General features: G+C 71.9%; 16 protein-coding genes. 6 read left to right on the plus strand and 10 right to left on the minus strand.

The genetic code is table 11. The features are described 5' to 3' along the window. The first annotated feature begins 207 nt into the window (after window positions 1-207). The 3 genes from AB0367_RS12300 to AB0367_RS12310 all read left to right on the plus strand — a co-directional run bounded on the left by AB0367_RS12300 (window position 208) and on the right by AB0367_RS12310 (window position 3,781). On the plus strand, window positions 208-627 hold the full coding sequence (locus AB0367_RS12300; RefSeq protein WP_366226305.1) for a PH domain-containing protein: 420 nt from the start codon (window positions 208-210) through the stop codon (window positions 625-627). Window positions 628-899: 272 nt separating this feature from the next. Further along, window positions 900-2,072 carry a PQQ-dependent sugar dehydrogenase gene (locus tag AB0367_RS12305; RefSeq protein ID WP_366226435.1) on the plus strand — a complete coding sequence of 391 codons (1,173 nt, stop codon included), beginning with the start codon at window positions 900-902 and terminating at the stop codon, window positions 2,070-2,072. Then, window positions 2,069-3,781, plus strand: a complete 1,713-nt coding sequence (locus AB0367_RS12310) for a metallophosphoesterase (protein ID WP_366226306.1) — start codon at window positions 2,069-2,071, stop codon at window positions 3,779-3,781. Before AB0367_RS12305 ends, AB0367_RS12310 begins: the two co-directional genes overlap by 4 nt. A 180-nt stretch (window positions 3,782-3,961) precedes the next feature. Here AB0367_RS12310 and gatB read toward each other — a convergent pair whose 3' ends face one another. Further along, a complete protein-coding gene (gene gatB, locus AB0367_RS12315) occupies window positions 3,962-5,455 on the minus strand; it encodes an Asp-tRNA(Asn)/Glu-tRNA(Gln) amidotransferase subunit GatB (RefSeq protein ID WP_366226307.1) in 1,494 nt (497 codons plus the stop codon). Between the two features lie 78 nt (window positions 5,456-5,533). On the opposite strand from gatB, the gene AB0367_RS12320 reads away from it, so the two are divergent. Beyond that, a complete protein-coding gene (locus AB0367_RS12320) occupies window positions 5,534-5,704 on the plus strand; it encodes a DUF4236 domain-containing protein (protein WP_366226308.1) in 171 nt (56 codons plus the stop codon). Window positions 5,705-5,736: 32 nt separating this feature from the next. On the opposite strand, the gene gatA is transcribed toward AB0367_RS12320, so the two are convergent. The 7 genes from gatA to AB0367_RS12355 form a co-directional block, all read right to left on the minus strand. Next, window positions 5,737-7,212 carry an Asp-tRNA(Asn)/Glu-tRNA(Gln) amidotransferase subunit GatA gene (gene gatA, locus AB0367_RS12325; RefSeq protein ID WP_366226309.1) on the minus strand — a complete coding sequence of 492 codons (1,476 nt, stop codon included), beginning with the start codon at window positions 7,210-7,212 and terminating at the stop codon, window positions 5,737-5,739. Window positions 7,213-7,214: 2 nt separating this feature from the next. After that, window positions 7,215-7,514, minus strand: a complete 300-nt coding sequence (gene gatC / locus AB0367_RS12330) for an Asp-tRNA(Asn)/Glu-tRNA(Gln) amidotransferase subunit GatC (RefSeq protein WP_366226310.1) — start codon at window positions 7,512-7,514, stop codon at window positions 7,215-7,217. Window positions 7,515-7,593: 79 nt separating this feature from the next. After that, the gene (locus tag AB0367_RS12335; RefSeq protein WP_366226311.1) at window positions 7,594-9,663 is read right to left on the minus strand and encodes an EAL domain-containing protein; all 2,070 of its coding nucleotides are present in this window, start codon (window positions 9,661-9,663) and stop codon (window positions 7,594-7,596) included. Between the two features lie 948 nt (window positions 9,664-10,611). Then, window positions 10,612-12,714, minus strand: coding sequence for an NAD-dependent DNA ligase LigA (gene ligA, locus AB0367_RS12340; protein WP_366226312.1), 2,103 nt, complete (start codon window positions 12,712-12,714; stop codon window positions 10,612-10,614). A gap of 37 nt (window positions 12,715-12,751) precedes the next feature. Continuing rightward, window positions 12,752-13,675 (minus strand): methionine synthase, encoded by a 924-nt coding sequence (locus AB0367_RS12345; RefSeq protein WP_366226436.1) that lies wholly within the window; start codon window positions 13,673-13,675, stop codon window positions 12,752-12,754. Between the two features lie 61 nt (window positions 13,676-13,736). After that, window positions 13,737-14,810: a tRNA 2-thiouridine(34) synthase MnmA gene (gene mnmA / locus AB0367_RS12350; protein ID WP_366226313.1), complete on the minus strand. Its 1,074-nt coding sequence runs from the start codon at window positions 14,808-14,810 to the stop codon at window positions 13,737-13,739. A 196-nt stretch (window positions 14,811-15,006) separates the two neighbouring features. Continuing rightward, complete coding sequence (locus AB0367_RS12355; RefSeq protein ID WP_366226314.1) at window positions 15,007-16,170, minus strand: cysteine desulfurase family protein; 1,164 nt, start codon at window positions 16,168-16,170, stop codon at window positions 15,007-15,009. A 474-nt stretch (window positions 16,171-16,644) separates the two neighbouring features. On the opposite strand from AB0367_RS12355, the gene AB0367_RS12360 reads away from it, so the two are divergent. Together AB0367_RS12360 and AB0367_RS12365 are read left to right on the plus strand one after the other, a co-directional pair. Further along, the gene (locus AB0367_RS12360; protein WP_366226315.1) at window positions 16,645-17,256 is read left to right on the plus strand and encodes a sigma-70 family RNA polymerase sigma factor; all 612 of its coding nucleotides are present in this window, start codon (window positions 16,645-16,647) and stop codon (window positions 17,254-17,256) included. A gap of 760 nt (window positions 17,257-18,016) precedes the next feature. Continuing rightward, window positions 18,017-18,583, plus strand: coding sequence for an anti-sigma factor (locus AB0367_RS12365; protein WP_366226316.1), 567 nt, complete (start codon window positions 18,017-18,019; stop codon window positions 18,581-18,583). Between the two features lie 108 nt (window positions 18,584-18,691). On the opposite strand, the gene AB0367_RS12370 is transcribed toward AB0367_RS12365, so the two are convergent. Then, window positions 18,692-19,648: an electron transfer flavoprotein subunit alpha/FixB family protein gene (locus AB0367_RS12370; RefSeq protein ID WP_366226317.1), complete on the minus strand. Its 957-nt coding sequence runs from the start codon at window positions 19,646-19,648 to the stop codon at window positions 18,692-18,694. 15 nt (window positions 19,649-19,663) lie between these two features. Further along, entirely contained in the window at window positions 19,664-20,443 is a 780-nt protein-coding gene (locus AB0367_RS12375) for an electron transfer flavoprotein subunit beta/FixA family protein (protein WP_366226318.1), read from the minus strand. Window positions 20,444-20,839: the final 396 nt, after the last annotated feature.

Genomic DNA, 20,839 nt, shown 5'->3' on the forward strand with positions numbered 1-20,839 from the left:
GATCTCGTCAAGCACGGCACCGAGCGTAACTCCGGCCGCCGGTGCTAGCGAGCGCCCGGTCCGGGTCGGCCAGCTCACAACCCGGTCGAGCCGGACAGGGCGTAGGCGCCCGGGCCGCCTCGGACACCAGTTCTCATCCCCCACGGCGCTCAGTATGCCCGCCCCACCGCGCGGAAGCAGTTCCCCTGAAGGTGGGAGGATGGCTGGGTGAGCACCAAGGTCAAGGTCAAATTCCGGCGCAGTGCAGCGCTCGCCGTCGCCGCGGGCATCGCCGTGATCGGAGCCGTTCCGCTGCTCGCCGAGAGTGTCTGGTTTTTGGCGGTACTTCTGGTGCCGCTCGCCATCGCCGTCTGGGCCTGGCGGGCCGGCACCGACGTCGACGAGCGCGGTTTCACCGTGCGCGCGCTGCTGGGCAGCCGGACGGTGCCGTGGAACGCGGTCGACGGCCTGGTGTCCGACGGTCGGACGGTGCAGGCCCGCCTCGCCAACGGCCACCTGGTGCCGCTGGACGCGGTACGCCCCACGGACCTCCCCCGCCTCGTCAAGGCGAGCGGGCGCGACCTGGAGACCGACCGCCCCGCGACCGCCGATGACGAGCCCGCGGAGCCGGCCCAGCCGACCGCCTGACCGGGATCTCGCCGCCACCGGACCTCTGCGGCCCCGTCGCGGCCTGAGCCGCATCCGCGCGGTCAATGGGCGGGCTGCGCTCGCCGCGTCCGGGCCGCCTGTCCGCACCGGCGAACGCGTCCACGGCCCGGCGGGCGCCGCCCGAGCAGATCGAGCCCGATGTCGCGGCGATCCAGATCTTCACCACGCGTCCGCGCTGCGGGCCGGGAAGTACCGTGGGAAAAGATGCCGCGACGGCGGGCAACGCTACGCTTGGCCGGGTGAGCGCCCGGATGCACCGTTTCGCAGGCTGGCACATCGGCCGGAGCCTGACCGCCCTCTGCGCGGCCGCCACGGTCCTGACCCTCGGGGCCTGCTCGTTCGGGCCGCCGCCGCCGGACGAGTTGGGGTCGCCGCCAAAGCTGTCGCCGTATCCGTCGGCGTCGAGTTCGGGTAGGGCCGAGAACGGCGGCGAGGTGTCCGTGACGGTGCTAGCCAAGGGGCTGGCGGTGCCGTGGGGCATCGCATTCCTGCCCGATGGTTCCGGTCTGGTTACCGAGCGTGACAGCAGGCGGCTGCTCAAGGTCGGCAAGGAGAGCACGTCCGACGGGCTACTCGTCGCTGAGCTGCAGAAGATCGACGAGGCGGCGCCCGGTGGCGAGGGCGGGCTGCTCGGCATCGCGGTTTCGCCGCAGTACGACACGGACAAGACAGTGTTCGTGTACTACACCTCGAAGGACGACAACCGGGTCGCGAAGCTCACGCTCGGCCAGCCGCCGACCCCGATCCTGACCGGCATCCCGAAGGCGGGCAACCACAACGGCGGCCAGATCCGGTTCGGCCCCGACGGGTTCCTGTACGTGGCCACGGGCGATGCGAACAAGCCTGAGTCGGCGCAGGACCTCAACAGCCTCGGCGGCAAGATCCTGCGGATCCAGACCGACGGGAAGCCGGCGCCCGGTAACCCGTTCGGAACCGCGGTGTACAGCTACGGACATCGCAACGTGCAAGGGTTGGCGTGGGACGGGAGCAATCGGCTCTACGCCGTCGAGTTCGGCGCCAGCGAATGGGATGAGCTCAACGTGATCGAGGCCGGCAAGGACTACGGCTGGCCCGCCGTGGAGGGCAAGGGCAGCGACCCGAAGTACACCAACCCGATCCAGACCTGGAAGACGTCCGAGGCGTCGTGCTCGGGCCTGGCATTCCTGGGCGGTTATCTGGTGACCGCCTGCCTCAAGGGCGCCCGGCTGTACTTGATGCAGGTGACCGCGAGCGGCGGGCTGCTCGGTGCGCCCACACCGCTGCTGAAGGACAAATACGGTCGCCTCCGCGCGGCCGCGGTCGCGCCCGATGGCAGCCTCTGGGTCTCGACGTCCAACAAGGACGGCCGCGGCGACCCGAAGCCCGACGACGACAAGCTCCTGCGCCTGGTCATCTCTGACGTCGGCGAAGCCGGCAAGAGTTGATCTCGCCGTTCCGTCGCCGCGAGGCGGTGGCTGACCGCCGGGCCCGGCGCCGCGCGATCATCATGGCCGCCGGGCGGCGGCACCACCCCACGGGCGCCCGCGCGATGCCGCGGTATCCGCGCCTGCGCCGGGTCGGGCGCGGCCTGCTGGTGTTCGTCGTGGCGGTCATCGGCATGCTCATCGGCGTACAGCTCGGCGGTACCACGACACAGGACATCGGCCCCTTCCGCGCGCAACTGTCGCTCACCCCGTCCTGGACCGGCGACACGTCGGTGGAGATCCCGCCGCTGGGCTCGCTCGAACTGGACAGCCACGACGGCCCCGCGCACCTGCGGATCGGGCTGGAGTCGCTCGACGAGGCGCGCACCCGCGCGTTCGCCGCGAAGTCCGGCAACCTCGAGCAGATCAGCCACGACGCCGTCGACCAGCTCAACCTGGGGGTGCGCCGGCTGGCCATGCAGACCGCGGGCTGCGGCATCCTCGGCGCGATCATTCTCGTCGCGCTGGTCTTCCGGAGCCGGCGCGAGACCGCGGCCGCGGGCCTCGTCGTCGTCGGCGTGCTCGCCTCCACCGGCGTGGCGACGCTGGTCACGTTCAAGCCCGCGGCGATCCAGGAACCGACGTACCGCGGCCTGCTCGTCAACGCCCCCGCCATCATCGGCGACGCGAGGCGGATCACCGACCGCTACGAGGAGTACCGGGCGCAGCTGCAGAAGCTCGTGCTCAACGTCAGCAAGCTCTACGGCACGATCTCATCGCTGCCGGTATACGAGCCGGACACGAGCGCCACGAAGGTCCTGCACATCTCCGACATGCACCTCAACCCGGCGGCGTGGGGCGTGGTGCGCTCGGTCGCGGACCAGTTCGACATCGACATCATCGTCGACACCGGCGACATCAACGACTGGGGCACGGAGCCGGAGGCTTCGTACGTCAACGTCATCGGCGGACTCAAGATCCCCTACCTCTACGTCCGTGGCAACCACGACTCGGCGGTCACCGCGGCCGCGGTCGCCCGGCAGCCCAACGCGATGGTCCTCGACAACACGATCGTCACGGTGAAGGGCCTCACGTTCGCGGGCATCGGCGATCCGCGCTTCACGCCGGACAAGTCGACGGACCCGACCAACGAGGAGCAGCACAAGCAGGTCGTGGCCGCCGGCGACCAGTTGGCTGCGAAGATCCGCGCGAGCGACAAGCCGGTCGACGTCGCGATGGTCCACGACCCGGTCGCCGCGCAGGAGCTCGCCGGGCTGTGCCCGCTGGTCCTGTCCGGGCACAGGCACCAGCGCGCGGTGTCGCGCCTGGACGCCAGCCAGCCCGTGGCCGCGCCCGTGCAGGTCCCGGCGGCGTCGCCGTCCGCCTCAGCGTCGGCCTCGGAATCGGCCTCGGAATCGCCGTCGGCCTCGGCCGCGCCGAAAACCCCGAAGGAGCGCACGCTGCTGATGGTGGAGGGCTCCACGGGCGGTGCGGGCCTGCGCGGACTCGAGAGCACCAAGCCGCTGCCGCTCGCGCTTTCCATCCTGTACTTCGACCAGGAGCGCCACCTCGCCGCCTACGACGACATCCAGGTGGGCGGCACGGGACTGACGGAGGTCTCACTCCAACGGCACATCGTTGCCCCGGACACGAAGGCGCCCGCGACCCCGGAGCCGTCGCCGGCATCCTCGACGTCGTCCTCCGCGCCCGCGCCGTCACCGTCCTCCTAGGCCGCGCTTTGTCCTTGGCACCGCGGACCGGGCATTAGGGAGCGCCTGGTCTGGATCGAGCGCCGCGCGCCTCCGCGCGGACGCGGATGCACGCGCGGCGCACACAGAGGCGGCACAGACCCGCACGACGCGGCCGGGCCGCCCCCGACGCGGAGGCGGCCCGGTGCGGTGAGCGGTGGGTCAGGACAGGCGGGCGATGATCAGTTCGCGGACCGTCTTCGCGTCGGCCTTGCCGCCGGTGGCCTTCATGACCGCGCCCACCAGGGCGCCGGCGGCGGCCACCTTGCCCTCGCGGACCTTCGTGGCGATGTCCGGGTTGGCGGCGATCGCCTCGTCGACGGCGGCGGTCAGGGCGCCCTCGTCCGAGACGACCTCCAGGCCACGCGCGGTCACGACCTCGGCCGGAGTGCCCTCGCCGGCGATGACGCCCTCCAGGACGACGCGGGCCAGCTTGTCGTTGATCTTTCCGGCGTCGACCAGGGCCTGCAGTTCGGCCACCGCGGCGGGGGTGACGCCCAGGGCGTCGAGCTCCGTCTCGGTCTCGTTGGCACGGCGGGCCAGCTCGCCCAGCCACCACTTGCGCGCGGTCGCGGCGCTGGCGCCGGCCTCGACCGTCGCGGAGATGAGCTCCACGGCGCCGGCGTTGACCACGGACTGCATGTCCAGGTCGGAGAAGCCCCAGTCGGACTGCAGGCGGACGCGGCGGACGCGCGGGAGCTCCGGCAGCGCGGCCTTGAGCTCGGCGACCCACTCCGCGGACGGGGCGAGCGGCACGAGGTCCGGCTCCGGGAAGTACCGATAGTCGGTCGCGGTCTCCTTGCTGCGGCCCGACCTGGTGTCGCCGGTCTCCTCGTGGAAGTGGCGGGTCTCCTGGATGATCGTGCCGCCGGACTCCAGGACGCCGCTCTGGCGGATGATCTCGGAGCGGACGGCCCGCTCGACGCTGCGCAGGGAGTTGACGTTCTTGGTCTCGGTGCGGGTGCCCCACGCCTCGCCGGAGCGGTTGAGGGAGGTGTTGACGTCGCAGCGCAGCGAGCCCTGCTCCATGCGCACGTCGGATACGCCGAGGGTGCGGATGACGTCGCGCAGCTCGGTGACGTAGGCGCGGGCCACCTCCGGCGCGCGAGAGCCCGTTCCGGGGACCGGCTTGGTGACGATCTCGACCAGCGGGATGCCGGCGCGGTTGTAGTCCACGAGGGACTCGGTCGCGCCGTGGATGCGCCCGGTCGCGCCGCCGACGTGGAGGGTCTTGCCGGTGTCCTCCTCCAGGTGCACGCGCTCGATGCCGATGCGCACGAGCTCGCCGTCGATCTCGACGTCGAGATAGCCGTCCACGCACAGCGGCTCGTCGTACTGGCTGATCTGGAAGTTCTTCGGCATGTCGGGGTAGAAGTAGTTCTTACGCGCGAAGCGGCCCCACGGCGCGATCGAGCAGTTCAGCGCGAGACCGATGCGGATCGTCGCCTCGATCGCGGCGCGGTTGGCGACCGGCAGCGCGCCGGGAAGGCCGAGGCACACGGGGCAGACCTGGGTGTTGGGCTCGGCGCCGAACACGGTCGGGCAGCCGCAGAACATCTTCGTGTTGGTGCCGAGTTCGACGTGGGTCTCCAGGCCGATGACCGGCTCGAACCGGGCCACCGCCTCCTCGTACGACAGGTGCGTCACGGTGCTCATTGTCAGTGCCTGCTTTCAGCCTTGGTGTATCCACGCACGACATTGGGTATCCATCGCACATCTGGGAGGAGTGACGCCATGCCTGTGCAGTTTCGGAAGAACAAGAAGTTCGGCCCTTTCATTCTCCACTTCACGCAGGAGGGGTTCTCCTCGTGGAGCTTCAAGCTGGGCCCCTGGTCGTGGAACTCGCGGAGCCGGAAGAACCGCGTGGACCTGCCTGGCCCGTTCTCGTGGCGCCAGGGAAACTGAGCGGGGCGGCGCGCGCCGCCCCGCTTCGTGGTCTACAGCGCCGGCGGCGTGAGCGGCGGCAGCGCCGACTCCAGCGCGGCCGCGACCCGGTACATGCGGTCGTCGGCCATCGTCGGCGCCATGATCTGCAGGCCGACCGGCAGCCCCTCCGACAGCCCGGCCGGCACCGAGATGGCCGGCCCGCCGTAGAGGTTCGACGGGATCGTGTACAGGTCCGCGAGGTACATCTGGTAGGGATCGGACGTGCGCGAGCCCAGCGGGAACGCCACGAACGGCGTCGTCGGCGCGACGAGCACGTCCACCGCCTCGAATGCCGCGGTAAAGTCGCGGCTGATCAGCGTGCGCACCTTCTGCGCCTGGCCGTAGTAGGCGTCGTAGTACCCGGCGGACAGCGCATACGTGCCGAGGATGATGCGCCGCTTGACCTCCGGGCCGAAGCCGGCGTCGCGCGTGATCGACATGACCTCTTCGAGCGAGTGTTTGCCGTCGTCGCCGGCGCGCAGGCCGTAGCGGACGCCGTCGAAGCGCGCGAGGTTCGACGAGCACTCGCTGGGCGCGATCAGGTAATACGCCGGCAGCGCGAACTTGAAGCTCGGGCAGGACACTTCGACGACCTCGGCGCCGAGCTTGACCAGCGCGTCGATCGACTCGCGGTAAACCGCGGCGACCCCGGCCTCGGCGCCCTCGCCGGCGAACTCCCGGACCACGCCGAGGCGCACACCGCTGAGGTCGCCGGTCGCGCCGAGCCGCGCCGCGCCGACGACGTCCGGCACCGGCTGCGGGATCGAGGTCGAGTCGCGCGGGTCGTGCCCGCCGATGACCGCGTGGAGCAGCGCCCCGTCCTCGACGGTCCGCGCACAGGGGCCGGGCGTGTCCAGGGACGAGGAGAAGGCGATCAGGCCGTACCGCGAGGTGCCGCCGTAGGTCGGCTTCGCACCCACGGTGCCGGTGACGGCGGCCGGCTGGCGGATCGACCCGCCCGTGTCCGTGCCGATGGCGAGCGGGGCCTCGTACGCGGCCACCGCGGCCGCCGAGCCGCCGCCGGAGCCGCCGGGGATCCGGGTGGTGTCCCAGGGATTGTACGTCGGGCCGTAGGCGGAGTACTCCGTCGACGAGCCCATCGCGAACTCGTCCATGTTGGTCTTGCCGACCATCACGAGCCCTGCCTCGCGCAGGCGGGTCATGATCGTGGCGTCGTAGGGCGGGCGCCAGCCCTCGAGGATCTTCGAGCCCGCGGTCGTGGGCACACCGCGGGTGGTGATGACGTCCTTGACGCCGATCGGGACGCCGTCCAGCGGCCCCGCGGCCTCGCCCCGGGCGAGCCGGTCGTCGGCGGCACGGGCGGCCTCCAGCGCGCCCTCGCGGTCGACATACAGGAACGCGTGGACCTTGCCCTCCACGGCCTCGATGCGGTCCAGGTGCGCGGTGGCGACCTCGACCGCCGACACCTCTCGGGCGGCCAGGCGCCGGCCCAGCTCGGACGCGGAGAGCTTTGTCAGGTCGGTCATGCTCAGGCCTCCTCGTCCAGGATCCGCGGGACGCGGAAGCGGTTCTCCTCGGCGTCGGGGGCGCCGGCCAGCGCGTCCTCGCGCACCAGGCCGGGCACCACGACGTCGTCGCGATATACGTTGGTCAGCGGCACGGAGTGGGAGGTCGGCGGCACGTCTGCCGCGGCGATCTCGCCCACCTGGGCGACGGCCTGCAGGATCACGTCGAGTTGCCCGGCGAAGGTGTCGAGTTCCTCATCGGTGACGGCAAGCCGCGCGAGGCGCGCGAGATGCGCCACCTCCTCGCGGGAAATCGTGGCCATCGGCGCGCTTCTCCTTCAGGTCGTCGGCTTCGACGCAGCGTGACATGCCGGCGTCGACCCGACGAGTCTATTTCGTGGGTCACCCGCTGTGCGCGACGGTGGACCGGTTCTGTTTCGACAGCCAGTCCAGCAGCTGGGTCGGGGGCATGGGGCGGGCGAAGTACCAGCCCTGCGCCAGATCGCAGCCGGCCCCGACGAGCATCCGCCAGGTGCGCTCGTCCTCGACACCCTCCGCGACGACGCGCAACCCGAGCGCCCGCGCCAAATCGATCATCGAGCGTACGATCGCCGCGTCGTCCGGGTCGCTCGTCGCGCCAAGCACGAACGAGCGATCGATCTTCACCTCGGCGAGCGGCAGGCGGCGCAGGTGCAGCATCGAGGAGTACCCGGTGCCGAAGTCGTCCAGCGCGATCGCCACGCCCAGCTGCTTCAGGCGCGCGAGCGTCGCGAGCACCCGGCGCGGGTCGGCCATCAGCGCGCTCTCGGTGATCTCCAGCTGCAGCCGCGACGGGTCGACCGACATCTGGTGCAGCCGGACCGCGATCCGGTCGGCGATCTCCCCGGTATGCAGGTCCCGCACGCTCACGTTCACGGCGACGCGCACGCCCTCGGCCGCCGGCGTCGTGTCGCGCCACGCGGCGAGCTGGCCGATGACCTCGTCGACGATGCGCAGCGTCAGCAGGCGCATGACGGAGCTGTGCTCGGCGACCCGGATGAGCTCCTCCGGGTCGATCGGCCCGCGGTCCGGGTGCCGCCACCGCAGCAGCGCCTCGACCCCGACGACGGCCCCGGTCGCGAGCGCCACCTGGGGCTGGTAGTACAGCTCGATGCCGCTGTCCGGCCCGGATTCCAGTGCCCGGCGCAGGTCCGCGAGCAGGCTCAGCCGCTCCGGCGAGTTGTGATCGGACTCGGGCGCGTACACGGCCAGGTTGTCGCCGCGGCCCTTCGCGTCGTACATCGCGACGTCGGCGTGCCGCATCAGCTCCGCGAAGTCGCTGCCGTGCTCCGGGTACACCGCCACGCCCACCGACGCGCCGACCTCGATCGGCAACCCGTCCAGCAGCACCGGCTCGGCCAGCGCCGACATGATCTCCACCGCGCGCCGGCGCGCGTCGGCGGTGCCGCGCAGATGCGGTACTACCACGGCGAACTCGTCCCCGCCGAGCCGCCCGACGAGGATGTCAGCCCCGGATGCGGCCGCCGCCGCGGTGAGCCGCTCGCCCACCTCGACCAGCAGCCGGTCCCCGACCCGGTGCCCGAGCGCGTCGTTGACCTGCTTGAAGGCGTCCAGGTCGAGCAGCAGCAGGGCCAGGCGCCGCTCGGCCGCGCCGCCCGCGGCGCGGTCGGCGTGCTCGTGCAGCGCGCCCGCGACCGCGTGCTCGAGCGCCTTGCGGTTGGCCAGCCCGGTCAGCGGATCGAGGTGCCCGGCCCGGACGCGCTGGGCGGCGAGGTTGGTCATCCGCCGTACCGCAAACAGCGACACCAGCACCAACGGCACCAGCCACACGCCGACGTGCGCGGCCGCCACCAGCCCGGGCGCGGACAGCAGCAGCGCACCGGTCGGCAGCGCGTCGGCGACGACCCCCCGCCACATCCCCGCCCGCCAGCCCCCGCCGAAGCGCAGCCACACCGCGGTCGACACGAGCAGGTTGCTGACCACGAACCAGGCGACCGCGCCGGCCAGCACCCACAGCACCGCCACCCCGCCGAGCAGCTCGTGCGCGCCTCCGCGCGGCCCGCCCGGCAGCAGCAGCCCGGCCGCGAGGAACGACAGCATGTACTGCGCCGCGTTGAACGCCGCGCGCCAGAACGCGTGCTTCTGCCACACCGCCACGACGACCACCGCCGCCAGCTGCACCACCACCGCAGGCGCACACCCGTACGCGATCAAGATCGCGAACGTGAAGCACACCGACGGGAACGTCGGCGTCGACTCGTCCCGCCCGCCCTGGACGAACGGTGGCGTGTCGGCGACCACGGCCAGCCCCGCGAACACCCAGAACGCCGGGTCCGCGTGCCCGGGCAGCCCCTCCCGCACCACGCTCAGCACGAGCATGACGGCGGCGAGTCCTATGACGACCGCGACGTACGCGAAGAACCGATGTCGATGCCGAGGCGGCGCGGTGTTGCGCAGCGCGCTCTGCTCCATCCGGTCCCCGCTCTCTGCTTGGCGCCGGCTCGCCTGGCGGGCCGTACGACATCGTTCGGACGCTTAGCGAGCCTGCACCCTCAGCCATGGAGAAAGCAGGAAAGGATCCCGAATCGATGCAGAAACGTCGCGCTATTCAACCGACCGGGCGATGCCACAGTGGACAGATCAGCTTAAATATCGTTGCCGTGTAACCGATTGCGAACTTAGCGTGATGGTTACACATTGACCAGAGTAAGAACATCAATACAGTTACTTGGTCATGCTGAAGTGATTACTCTCCGACGTCCTCGCGGTGGTTGCGGAATGCGCGTTTCGCGGGGTTGCCGGGCTCGACCGCGAGGTGGTTCTTCGGTCTGAGCGGCCCGGATGTCGCCGCAGAGATGCCCGGCCACGCGCCGGTGGACGGCCCGGAGAGTAGGGCCGTGCCGGGCCGTGTCGTGCCGGGCCGTGCCGTGCCGGGCCGGGCCGCATCAGGCCGCGCCAGGGACTGGGGCGGGGTCGGGCCGGCGGGGTCGGGCCAGCAGGGCCCGGGCGTCACCTCCACCGTCCCCGGCATGGTTCGGCGATCGGGGGATCGGCTCTATCGCAGTCGGGCACCTCGACTCGACCCAAGCGAAGCTCTGCCCGGCCAAGCTAAACGTGACGACGCCTTGGAGCAGCCGGAGACGGCCAGCGCCCAGTTCAGACCAGATAGCCGGCTCCGTGGTCCTTCAGGCGCCCACAACCTGGGCGCCACCTACAAGGCTCCGCAACCCGCGCGCTACCAGCTCAGGTGCTGGCCCTGCTCACCGCGATCCGCAAGCCTTGTCCAGACGCAGCGAAACCAGGCCACACGCACACCACCGAAGCGGCGTCACCTCGCGCCGACCACCCACTACCGCGCCCAGGAGGCCGCACCACCTGCCCGCCGGCTCTCTGAGGCCACCACGAACCGCGCACGCGCGCCTACTCCCCCGCGGACGCCTCCTCGGCGTCCACGGCCTGCGCAGCCGAGCGAGCCGCCTCGGGACCGTTGCCGAGCAGGATCTCGAAGCCGGCCTCGTCGAGGATCGGGACCTTCAGGGACGCGGCCTTCTCGGCCTTGGAGCCTGGGGACTCGCCGACGACCACGAAGTGGGTCTTCTTCGACACCGAACCGGAGACCTTGCCGCCGCGCGAGGTCACGGCCTCGGTGGCCTGGTCCCGGGAATACCGCTCCAGGGACCCCGTCACCACGACCGTGATGCCCTCCAGCGGGCGCGGCCCGGTGTCGATGCGCTCCTCCTCCATGCGCACGCCGGCCGCGGCCCAGCGGGCCACCCAGTCGCGATGCCAGTCGACGGAGAACCAGTCGTGCACGGCGCGTGCGATGGTCGGGCCGACACCCTCGACGGCGACGAGCTCCTCCGTGGTGGCGTTGGCGATCGCATCCATGGAGCCGAGCGAGTTGGCCAGGGCCTGCGCGGCGGTCGGGCCCACGTGGCGGATGGAGAGGGCGACGAGAACCCGCCACAGCGGGCGCTTCTTGACCTCCTCCAGGTTGGCCAGCAGGCTGAGTGCGTTGGAGCCCAGGGCACCGTTCTTGTTGACGAAGAACGGCGAGCGTGTGAGGCGCTCGGCGTCGACGTCGAACAGCTCGCTCTCGTTCGGGATCACCGACTCGAGCAGGGCCGTGGCGGCCTCCATCCCGAGCGCCTCGATGTCGAGCGCGCCCCGGCCGGCCAGGCCGAACAGCCGCTCGCGCAGCTGGGCCGGGCAATACTCCGCGTTGGGGCAGCGGATGTCGACGTCGCTCTCCTTCTCGGGGGCGAGCGTCGTGCCGCAGGAGGGGCACTCGGTGGGCATGACGAACGCGCGCTCGGTGCCGTCGCGCCGGTCGGCGACCGGGCCGAGCACCTCGGGGATCACCTCGCCGGCGCGGCGGATCACGACGGTGTCGCCGATGAGCACGCCCTTGCGCACGACCTCCTGGGCGTTGTGCAGGGTCGCCTGCCGGACGGTGACGCCGCCGACAAACACCGGATCCATCACGGCGAACGGCGTGACGCGCCCGGTCCGCCCCACGTTGACCTGCACGTCGATCAGCTTGGTCATCGCCTCTTCGGGCGCGTATTTGAACGCGATCGCCCACCGCGGCGCCTTGCTGGTCGAGCCGAGCCGACGCTGGATCGACATCTGGTCGATCTTCACGACCACGCCGTCGATCTCGTGCTCCAGCTTGTGGCGTCGCTCGCCATACTCCTCGATATACGCCCTGACGCCGGCCAGGTCGTCACAGACCCGCCACCGCTGCGAGGTCGGCAGGCCCCAGGCGTGCATCATCTCGTAGGCCTCGGACTGGCTGGCCGGGTTGAACCCCTCCCGGGCGCCGAACCCGTGCACCAGCATGCGCATCGGCCGGGAGGCGGTGATATGCGGGTCCTTCTGCCGCAGGCTGCCACTGGCCGCGTTGCGCGGGTTGGCGAACGGCCGCTCCCCCGCCGCCACCTGCACGGCGTTGACCTCCTGGAAGCCCTCCAGGGTGAAGAACACCTCGCCGCGCACTTCGAGCAGGTCGGGCACCGCGTCGCCGGCGAGCTGCTCGGGGATCTCGCGGATGGTGCGGGCGTTCAGCGTGATGTCCTCGCCGGTGCGCCCGTCGCCGCGGGTCGCGGCCCTGGTGAGCCGGCCCTTCTCGTAGGTCAGGTTGAGCGCCAACCCGTCGATCTTGAGCTCGCACAAGTAGCGCGGCCGGCTGCCGGCGTCCCGCTCAACCCGCTCGACCCAGGCGTCGAGCTCCGCGTCGTCGAGCGCGTTGTCGAGGCTGAGCATCCGCTCCCGGTGCGTGACGGCGGCGAAGTCGGTCGAGAACGTGCCGCCGACCCGTTGGCTCGGCGAGTCGGGCGTGACCAGCGACGGGAACTGCGCCTCGATCGCCTCCAGCTCGCGCATGAGCCGGTCGTAGACCGCGTCGTCGACCGCCGGTGACTGCAGCACGTAGTAGCGGTACTGATGCTCGTCCAGCTCACGGGACAGCTCCGCGTGCCGCTCACGCGCCTCGATCGTCGGCTCGGCCTGTGCGTCGGTCATGACAGTGAACTTACCGCCGGGGTACGACAAGAAATCGCTACTGGGCGTCGTCGGTCAGCCGGCGGCCGGCCTCTCGCACCGCGGTCAGCGACGAGCGCGCCCCGGCGTCGGCCGGCAGCCCGCACGGCGGCGTGACGACCACCTGCTCGGCCATCGTCTTGAGCGGGAAGCCCAGCTTCCGCCACAGGTCGCGGACCTGCCCGGCCTGGTCCGCCGACGAACGCCCGGACACCCCGGCGAACAGCCCCATGCCGGCGTCCAGCTGCTCGCCCAGCCCATCGAGGTCGCGCACCAGTGACAGGTCCAAGGCCACGCCGAGGGCGCCGGCCTCGCGGAGCAGCTGCAGCGGTACCGAGGGGGCGCAGCAATGGACCACGACCTGCACGCCGGCCGCGGCGATGACCCCCGACAGCGCCGTCCGGGCGACGGCCGGGTCCACGGCCCGCAGCGTGCCGAACCCGCTCTCGGTCGGCACCCGCCCTGCGAGCACCGCCGGCAGCGACGGCTCGTCGAGCTGCAGCAGCACGGTCGCGTGCGGCAGCCGCGCCCGCACCTCCGCGACGTGCGCGCGGAGGCCGTCGGCGAGCGACTCCGCCAGGTCCCGGCAGGCGCCCGGGTCGCGCAGCACCTGCCCGCCGATCGGCAGCCCGAGCGAGGCGGCAAGCGTCCACGGCCCGGGTACCTGCACCTTGAACACGCCGGCGAACTCGGCGGCCTGCTCCGTCATCGTATCCAGGTCGCGTTCGAGCAGGTCGCGCGCGACGCGAAGGTCGTGGCCGGGCCGGGCGGCCATGCGCCACCGCGCCGCGTACAGCTCGATCGGCAGCTCGACCAGGAACGCGCCCCCGCGCCCGATCATGTCCGCGCCCGGGCCGCGCGCGGGCAGCTCCGGCAGGTGCGGCAGGTCGGGCAGCTCGCCCAGGACGATGCGCTGCGCCTCGGCGATGTCGCTGCCGGGCATCGAGCCGATGCCGGTCGCGGACCCGACCGGCCAGGGGAAGGACGTCACGTCTGCTCCGAAATCACGAGGTCTGCGAGATCGTGGCCGAGCCGAGCACGATGTCGCCGTCCGGCGAGGGCTCGTAGCACACGATCGCCTGCCCGGTCGCGATCCCGCGCGCCGGGCGTCCGAGCGAGGCGACGAGGCGCCCCTCCTCCAGCCGCACGGACGCGGGAACCGTCTCGCCGTGCGCGCGCATCTGCACCTGGCACGCGACCTCGCGCTCCGTGGGCACCGTCCAGACCGGCCGATCCCCCACCACGGTCGACACGTCCAGCGCGGACGCGGGCCCGACCGTGACGGTGTTGGTCACCGGCGTGATCGACAGCACGTAGCGCGGGCGGCGATCAGGCGCGGACACCCGCAGGTCGAGCCCGCGGCGCTGGCCGACCGTGTACGCGTACGCGCCCTCGTGCCGCCCGATCACCGTCCCGGTCGTCGCGTCGACGATGTCCCCGGGCGCCTGCCCGAGCCGCTCGGCGAGGAACCGCTTCGTGTCGCCGTCGGCGATGAAGCAGATGTCGTGGCTGTCGGGCTTGTCGGCCACGGCCAGCCCCCGCGCCGCTGCCTCCGCGCGCACCTCGGCCTTCGTGGAGTCCCCGAGCGGGAACATGGCCCTGTCCAGCTGCGCGCGGGTCAGCACCGCCAGCACATACGACTGGTCCTTCGCCTGGTCCACGCTGCGCCGCAGCAGCCCGTCCGCCCCGAGGCGCGCGTGGTGCCCGGTGACGACCGCATCGAACCCGAGCGCGACCGCGCGATCCAGCACCGCCGCGAACTTGATCTTCTCGTTGCACCGCAGGCACGGATTCGGCGTGCGCCCGGCCGCGTACTCGGCTACGAAGTCGTCGACCACGTCCTCGTGGAACTGCTCGGCCATGTCCCAGACGTAGAACGGGATCCCGATCACGTCCGCGGCCCGCCGCGCGTCGCGCGCGTCCTCGAGCGTGCAGCATCCGCGCGCGCCCGTGCGATACGTCTGTGGGTTGCGCGCCAGCGCGAGGTGCACACCGGTCACGTCATGCCCGGCCGCCACCGCCCGGGCGGCCGCGACCGCCGAGTCGACCCCGCCGGACATCGCCGCTAGCACTCTCACGCCACCAGCCTACCGGCGCGCCGCCGTCACGCCTCCGAGCGTGCCGCAGCCCGTCGCGCCACCCCATGCCGAGAGTTCGAGATTTCATGGCTCCGGTCCGTGCAACGCACGACCGTTCCTCCCGCGAGACAACGGTCGGGCCTGGCGGCCCTCCCTGCCGGGTTCGCGGTATGCGGCGTGGGACGCGCGGCGTCGCTCAGCGGCTCTTGGTGGCGGCGCGATGGGCGCGTTCGACCGCGGCGGGCAGCGCGGCGACGAGCGCGTCCACGTCGTCCATGGTCGAGGTGTGGCCGAGCGTGAAGCGCAGCGACGAACGAGCGCGGGCGTCATCGGCACCCATGGCCAGCAGCACGTGCGACGGCTGCGCCACCCCCGCCGAGCAGGCCGAACCCGTCGAGCAGGCGATGTCCTGGGCGTCGAGGAGCAGCAGCAGCGCGTCGCCCTCGCAGCCGGGGAACGAGAAGTGGGCGTTGCCCGGGAGGCGGTCCGCGGGGTCGCCGTTGAGGATGGCCTCCGGTACGGCCGCGCGGACGCGTTCGACCAGGGCGTCGCGGAGGCGTCCGACGCGCTCGGCCGACTCGCGCTGCGTCTTCACCGACAGCTCCAGGGCCACCGCGAGCGCCACGATGCCGGGCACGTCGAGGGTGCCGGAGCGCACGTCGCGCTCCTGGCCGCCGCCGTGGGCCAGCGGCGTGCAGTCGACCTCGCGGCCCAGCAGCAGCGCGCCCGCGCCGATCGGGCCACCGAGCTTGTGGCCGCTGACCGTGAGCGCGGACACACCGCTCGCGGCGAAGTTGACCGGCACCTGGCCGACGGCCTGGACGGCGTCGGTGTGCAACGGCACGCCCGCACGGGCGGCGAGCGCGGACAGTTCGGCGACGGGCTGGACGGTGCCGACCTCGTTGTTGGCCCACATAGCCGTGACCACCGCGACGTCGCCGCCGGCCAGCGCCTCGGCGAGCGCCTCCTGGTGCACCCGCCCGTCCGCGTCCACCGGCAGCCAGGTGACGGCGGCACCCTCGTGCCGCTCCAGCCAGGCGACGGAGTCGAGCACGGCGTGATGCTCGACGGAGCTGGCCACAACCCGGTTGTGGCGTGCGTCGGCGCCACGGCGGGACCAGAACACGCCCTTGACGGCGAGGTTGTCGCTCTCAGTGCCGCCGCCGGTGAAGATCACCTCCGACGGGCGGGCCACCAGCGCGGCAGCGACCCGCTCGCGCGATTCCTCCACCCGTCGGCGTGCATGGCGGCCGGGGGCATGCAGCGAAGAAGCGTTGCCGACTTCGCGCGCCGTGGCGACGTAGGCGTCGAGCGCCTCCGGGAGCATCGGCGTGGTGGCGGCGTGGTCGAGGTACGGCATCGGGGCCAAGCCTAACGGCCGGGCGCTCCTTACTTCCCCTCCGGTCGCGCGGTGATCACCTCGCCACCCGGGCATGGGCGGCGGACGACCGCGTCCGTGCCGGTCAGGGGCGGCACCGCCCGTGACGGGCACGACCCCACCGCACGGACGCGGGCAGCCCATCGATCCGGAAGAAATCGAGGCCGCGGCCTGGATGCCCGCCACCTGCGATCGGACGCCGGGCACGGCTGCGGTCACTGCCCGTGACGAGGTTCAACGTACGGCGACCGTTTTCGCAATCTGCAGCAACGCGTCCGGGCGCGCGGGTGGTAAGGAGCCCCACCCCAGGTGGAACCAAGGTGTGGGAAACGCCACGTGGCGCATCCGCGCGGCCCCGGGCACCGATGCTTGGTCAGGAACAACCCGTGCACTCCGAGAGCTTCAGGACGTACCCGTGCGATGGTGGCGACCGCGGCATCCGGGCGGGCGGTGCCGATGAGCACCGGACACCCGCGAGGCGACCACGGCGAGGACGGCTTCGTCGAGCTGTTCCGCGCCGGGGACGAGCGTGCCCTGCGCCTGGCGTACGAGCGATTCGGGCCCGCGGTGTTCCATCTCGCGCTGCGGGGCGTCGCCAGCGCCGAGGATGCCGAGGACGTCACACAGGCCACCTTCGCGACGGCGTGGCTCGGGCGCGAGGGCTTCGACGCGGCGCGCGTCTCGATGCTCGGCTGGCTGCTCGGCATCGCGTGGCGCGAGGTCGTCGACCAGACCAGCGCCTCCGCGCGGGACGATCGCGGCACCGGCTCGATGCCCCGATTGGCCGGCCTCACCGGCGACCGCGCGGGCGAGGCGCCCCCGGACCGCATCGTCGACCGCCTCCTGCTGGCCGACGAGCTGGCCCGCCTTCCGGGCGAGCAGCGGCGCGTACTGGAGCTGGCGTTCTACGACGGCCTGCCCCACCCGCGGATCGCCGCCCTGACCGGGCTCCCGCTCGGCACCGTGAAGAGCCATCTGCGGCGCGGGATGGCGCGGCTGCGCGGCCGCTGGGAGGTGGACGGTGCCGCATCTGGAGCCCGAGCAACTGGTACTTCTGGCACTCGGTGAAGAGACCCTCGACCGCCACGAGAAAGGCCACCTGGACACCTGCGATCAGTGCCGCGCGGACGTGGACTCGCTGCGCGACGTTGCCGCGCTCGGCCGGCGGACGCAGCGGCTACGGGAGCTCCCGCCGCCGCCGGAGCGCGTGTGGCAGCGCGTCCGCGCGGAGCTGGCCACGCTCCAGGCTGACACCACCCCTGCCAAACGCCCTGCGACGGCCGAGGCGGACACGCCACCAGGCGAGGGACGGTGGGCGACGACCCCGGGAGAGGCGTTCCCGGGCGAAACGACGTCGAGGGAAGTGCCAAAGGCCAAAGCGGGGGCGGACGGAGCGGGCACGTCGCCGAGCCGTCCGACGGATGGGGCGGAGCAGAACCGGACGGCACGACATCGCGCCGGCCGGGACCGAGCTCCCTGGAACGGCACCGGCAGAGGGAACTCCAGCGACCGAGGGAACGGCAGCGACCGAGACGGAACGCGATGGGACAGCGCCGACCGAAATCGAGCGGCATCCGAAGGCGCCGACCGCGACCGCGCGGCCTCGGACGGGACCGGCCCAGGCCGCGCGGCACGGGATGGGGCCGGCCGACACCAGGCGACAGGGGAAGGCGACGACCGAGACCCCGCGGCGTGGGATACGGCCGACCGAGACCGCGTGGCATGGGAAGGCGGCGACCGAGACCGTGCGGCACGGGACGCGGCATGGGATGGGGCGGCGCTGAGCGGTGAGGTGGCGCTCAGTGGCGGGACCGCGCGGAGCGGGCTGATGCGGAAGGGTGCGGCGACGCTGGCCGGCGCGTCGGCGCAGAACGGCGGGGTCGTGCTGAGCGGCCGGGCGGCGCGGCACCTGAGGCGGCGGGGGCCCGGGTGGGCTGGCGCCGTGGCGATCGCGGCGCTGGCCGCCGTTATCGGGGCGCTGGCCGGCGCCGGGGCGACCGCCCTCTGGTTCCGCGGGCGCTACGGCAGCGACGCCGTGGTCGGCTGCCGGCCGCAGGACGCGCGGGCGCGGCTCGACGCGCTGCCAGAGGCGCCGCACGGGGCGAGCGGGTACGCCTGCGTGCGCACCATCGACGGCGAACGGCGGCTCATCGTCCGCGCGGAGGGGGTGCCCGTTCAGGCGGACGGCGACTACGAGGCTTGGCTGGTGGACGAGACCGGTCCGGCCGGGCGCATGGAGGCGCTCGGGGTGCTGGGCAAAGGTCCGAGCCTTTCCCTTGCGGTGCCGGCGACGGTGGATCTTTCTCGGTACAACGTCATCGACATTTCCGCGGAGCCGCACGACGGGAAGGCCGCGCACTCCGGGCGCAGCATGCTGCGCGGCAAACTGCCGTGAATAACGCGCCGCGCGACGGAATACCGATATGAGCGAGACGCGAAGGCGCCCGCCGACAAAGCCGGCGGGCGCCCTTTCACGCCAAAAGGCTGCACAGGCAGCCAGGAACTACTTGCGCTTGCGGATCTCCTCGGCAGCCTGCGGGACGACCTTGAACAGGTCGCCGACCACGCCGAAGTCGGCCAGTTCGAAGATCGGCGCCTCGGCATCCTTGTTCACGGCGACGATGGTCTTCGACGTCTGCATGCCGGCGCGGTGCTGGATCGCGCCGGAGATGCCCAGCGCGACATACAGCTGCGGCGACACGGTCTTGCCGGTCTGGCCGACCTGGAACTGGTGCGGGTAGAAGCCGGAGTCGACCGCCGCGCGCGACGCGCCGACCGCGCCGCCGAGCAGGTCGGCCAGCTCCTCGACCAGCTTGAAGTTGTCCGCGCTGCCGACGCCGCGGCCGCCGGAGACGACGATGGTCGCCTCGGACAGCTCGGGGCGGGCGCCCTTCGCCTCGACCTTGCGCTCCACGACCTTGGCGAGCCGGTCCTGGTCCGCCACGGCGACCTCGACCGCCTCGACGGCGGGGGTGGCCGGCGCGGGGGCGGGCGTGAGGGAGTTCGGGCGCACGGTCACGATCGGCAGGCCCTTGGTGACCTTGGACTTGACGATCGTCGAGCCGGCGAAGACCACCTGCGTGGCGGTACCGTCCGGCTCCAGCGCGACCACGTCGGTGAGCACGCCGTTGTCGAGCTTGACGGCGACGCGGGCGGCGATCTCCTTGCCCTCCTGCGTGGAGGCGAGCAGGACCGCGGCCGGCGAGACCCGCTGGATCAGCCCGGCCAGGACGGTGGCCTTCGGGGCGACCAGGTATTCGTCGAGGTCGGCGCCGGCGGCGGCGTAGATCTTCGTGGCGCCGTACTCGCCGAGCTTGGCGGCCAGCGCGTCCGAGGACCCGCCGAGCACGACCGCGGCGACGTCCCCGCCCAGCGTGCGGGCGAGGGTGAGCATCTCGAGCGTGACCTTCTTGACCTCGCCCTGCGAGGAGGCCTCGACTACGACCAGAACTTCAGCCATGGTTTCCGTCTCCCCTTACACGAACTTCTCGGAGGCGAGGTACCCGACGAGCTTCACGCCACCGTCGTCGCCCGCGTCGATCTTGTTGCCGGCCTGGCGCGGCGGGCGCTTGTTGTGCTCGACCACGGCGCTGGTCGCGCCGTCGATCCCGACCTCGCCGGCGGCGATACCCAGGTCGGCCAGCGACAGCGTCTGCAGCGGCTTCTTCTTGGCCGCCATGATCCCCTTGAACGAGGGGTACCGCGGGTCGTTGATCGTGTCCCAGACGCTGACCAGCGCAGGGGTAGCGGCGGTGACGACCTCGTAGCCCTCGTCGGTCTGCCGCTCGATGGTCAGCTGCGAGCCCTCCACGGTCAGCTTCCGCGCGCCGGTCAGCGCGGCGATGCCCAGCCGCTCGGCGACCATGTGCGGCATAACCTGCACCCGGCCGTCGGTCGACTCGGCGCCGCAGATGACCAGGTCGGCGTTCTGCTGGGCGATGGCGGCCGCGAGGACCTTCGACGTGGCGACGGCGCACGAGCCGTGCAGCGCGTCGTCGACGACGTGGACGGCCGAGTCCGGCCCCATCGACAGCGCCTTGCGGATCGACTCCGTCGCACGGTCCGGGCCGACAGTCAGGACGACGACCTCGCCGCCGTGCGCCTCCTGGAGGCGAAGGGCCTCCTCGATGGCGTACTCGTCCATCTCGTTGATCACATTGTTTGCCGACGCGCGGTCGACGGTGTTGTCGTCATTGCGCAGGGTGCGCTCCGCGCCGGAGTCCGGCACCTGCTTGACGAGTACGACGATCTTCATCGTGGTCCGAGGTCCTCCTGCTTGACAGTCACCGCGCCATCGCTGGCGACTTGCACCCCACGTTACGGCTCGTCGCGAGTGGTAACAGGTTCGCCTCCCAGATGTTACTGGGCAGTAGATTCGTGGTGGCGGTGAAAAGTCTCACCAATCGGGCGCATTCTGATGTCAGAACTGGGTGATATGTCGGAAAAATCCCTAGTCATGGGACCGGACCCACGGCTTCCCGCCGACGCCGCACAGCAACCTGGGGAAAAGGTCACACACCGCAGGCGCAAGGATCCGGACGAGCATCCGCGCACCTGCGGGCGCCCGTGCGAGGCATGCGCGCCGGAGAGGAGCCACGCAGTGGAGCGCCGAGCCGACAATCCGTAATCACGAATAAATACCGCAAGGCGT

This window comes from Dactylosporangium sp. NPDC051484 (assembly GCF_040689395.1).
GTDB lineage: Bacteria > Actinomycetota > Actinomycetes > Mycobacteriales > Micromonosporaceae > Dactylosporangium.

Coding starts and splice junctions, on each gene's coding strand:
- AB0367_RS12305 (WP_366226435.1), top strand. CDS start 900: ATGCACCGTTTCGCAGGCTGGCACATCGGCCGGAGCCTGACCGCCCTC.
- gatB (WP_366226307.1), bottom strand. CDS start 5,455: ATGAGCACCGTGACGCACCTGTCGTACGAGGAGGCGGTGGCCCGGTTC.
- AB0367_RS12320 (WP_366226308.1), top strand. CDS start 5,534: ATGCCTGTGCAGTTTCGGAAGAACAAGAAGTTCGGCCCTTTCATTCTC.
- gatA (WP_366226309.1), bottom strand. CDS start 7,212: ATGACCGACCTGACAAAGCTCTCCGCGTCCGAGCTGGGCCGGCGCCTG.
- gatC (WP_366226310.1), bottom strand. CDS start 7,514: ATGGCCACGATTTCCCGCGAGGAGGTGGCGCATCTCGCGCGCCTCGCG.
- AB0367_RS12335 (WP_366226311.1), bottom strand. CDS start 9,663: ATGGAGCAGAGCGCGCTGCGCAACACCGCGCCGCCTCGGCATCGACAT.
- ligA (WP_366226312.1), bottom strand. CDS start 12,714: ATGACCGACGCACAGGCCGAGCCGACGATCGAGGCGCGTGAGCGGCAC.
- AB0367_RS12345 (WP_366226436.1), bottom strand. CDS start 13,675: ATGCCCGGCAGCGACATCGCCGAGGCGCAGCGCATCGTCCTGGGCGAG.
- AB0367_RS12355 (WP_366226314.1), bottom strand. CDS start 16,170: ATGCCGTACCTCGACCACGCCGCCACCACGCCGATGCTCCCGGAGGCG.
- AB0367_RS12360 (WP_366226315.1), top strand. CDS start 16,645: ATGAGCACCGGACACCCGCGAGGCGACCACGGCGAGGACGGCTTCGTC.
- AB0367_RS12365 (WP_366226316.1), top strand. CDS start 18,017: ATGCGGAAGGGTGCGGCGACGCTGGCCGGCGCGTCGGCGCAGAACGGC.
- AB0367_RS12370 (WP_366226317.1), bottom strand. CDS start 19,648: ATGGCTGAAGTTCTGGTCGTAGTCGAGGCCTCCTCGCAGGGCGAGGTC.
- AB0367_RS12375 (WP_366226318.1), bottom strand. CDS start 20,443: ATGAAGATCGTCGTACTCGTCAAGCAGGTGCCGGACTCCGGCGCGGAG.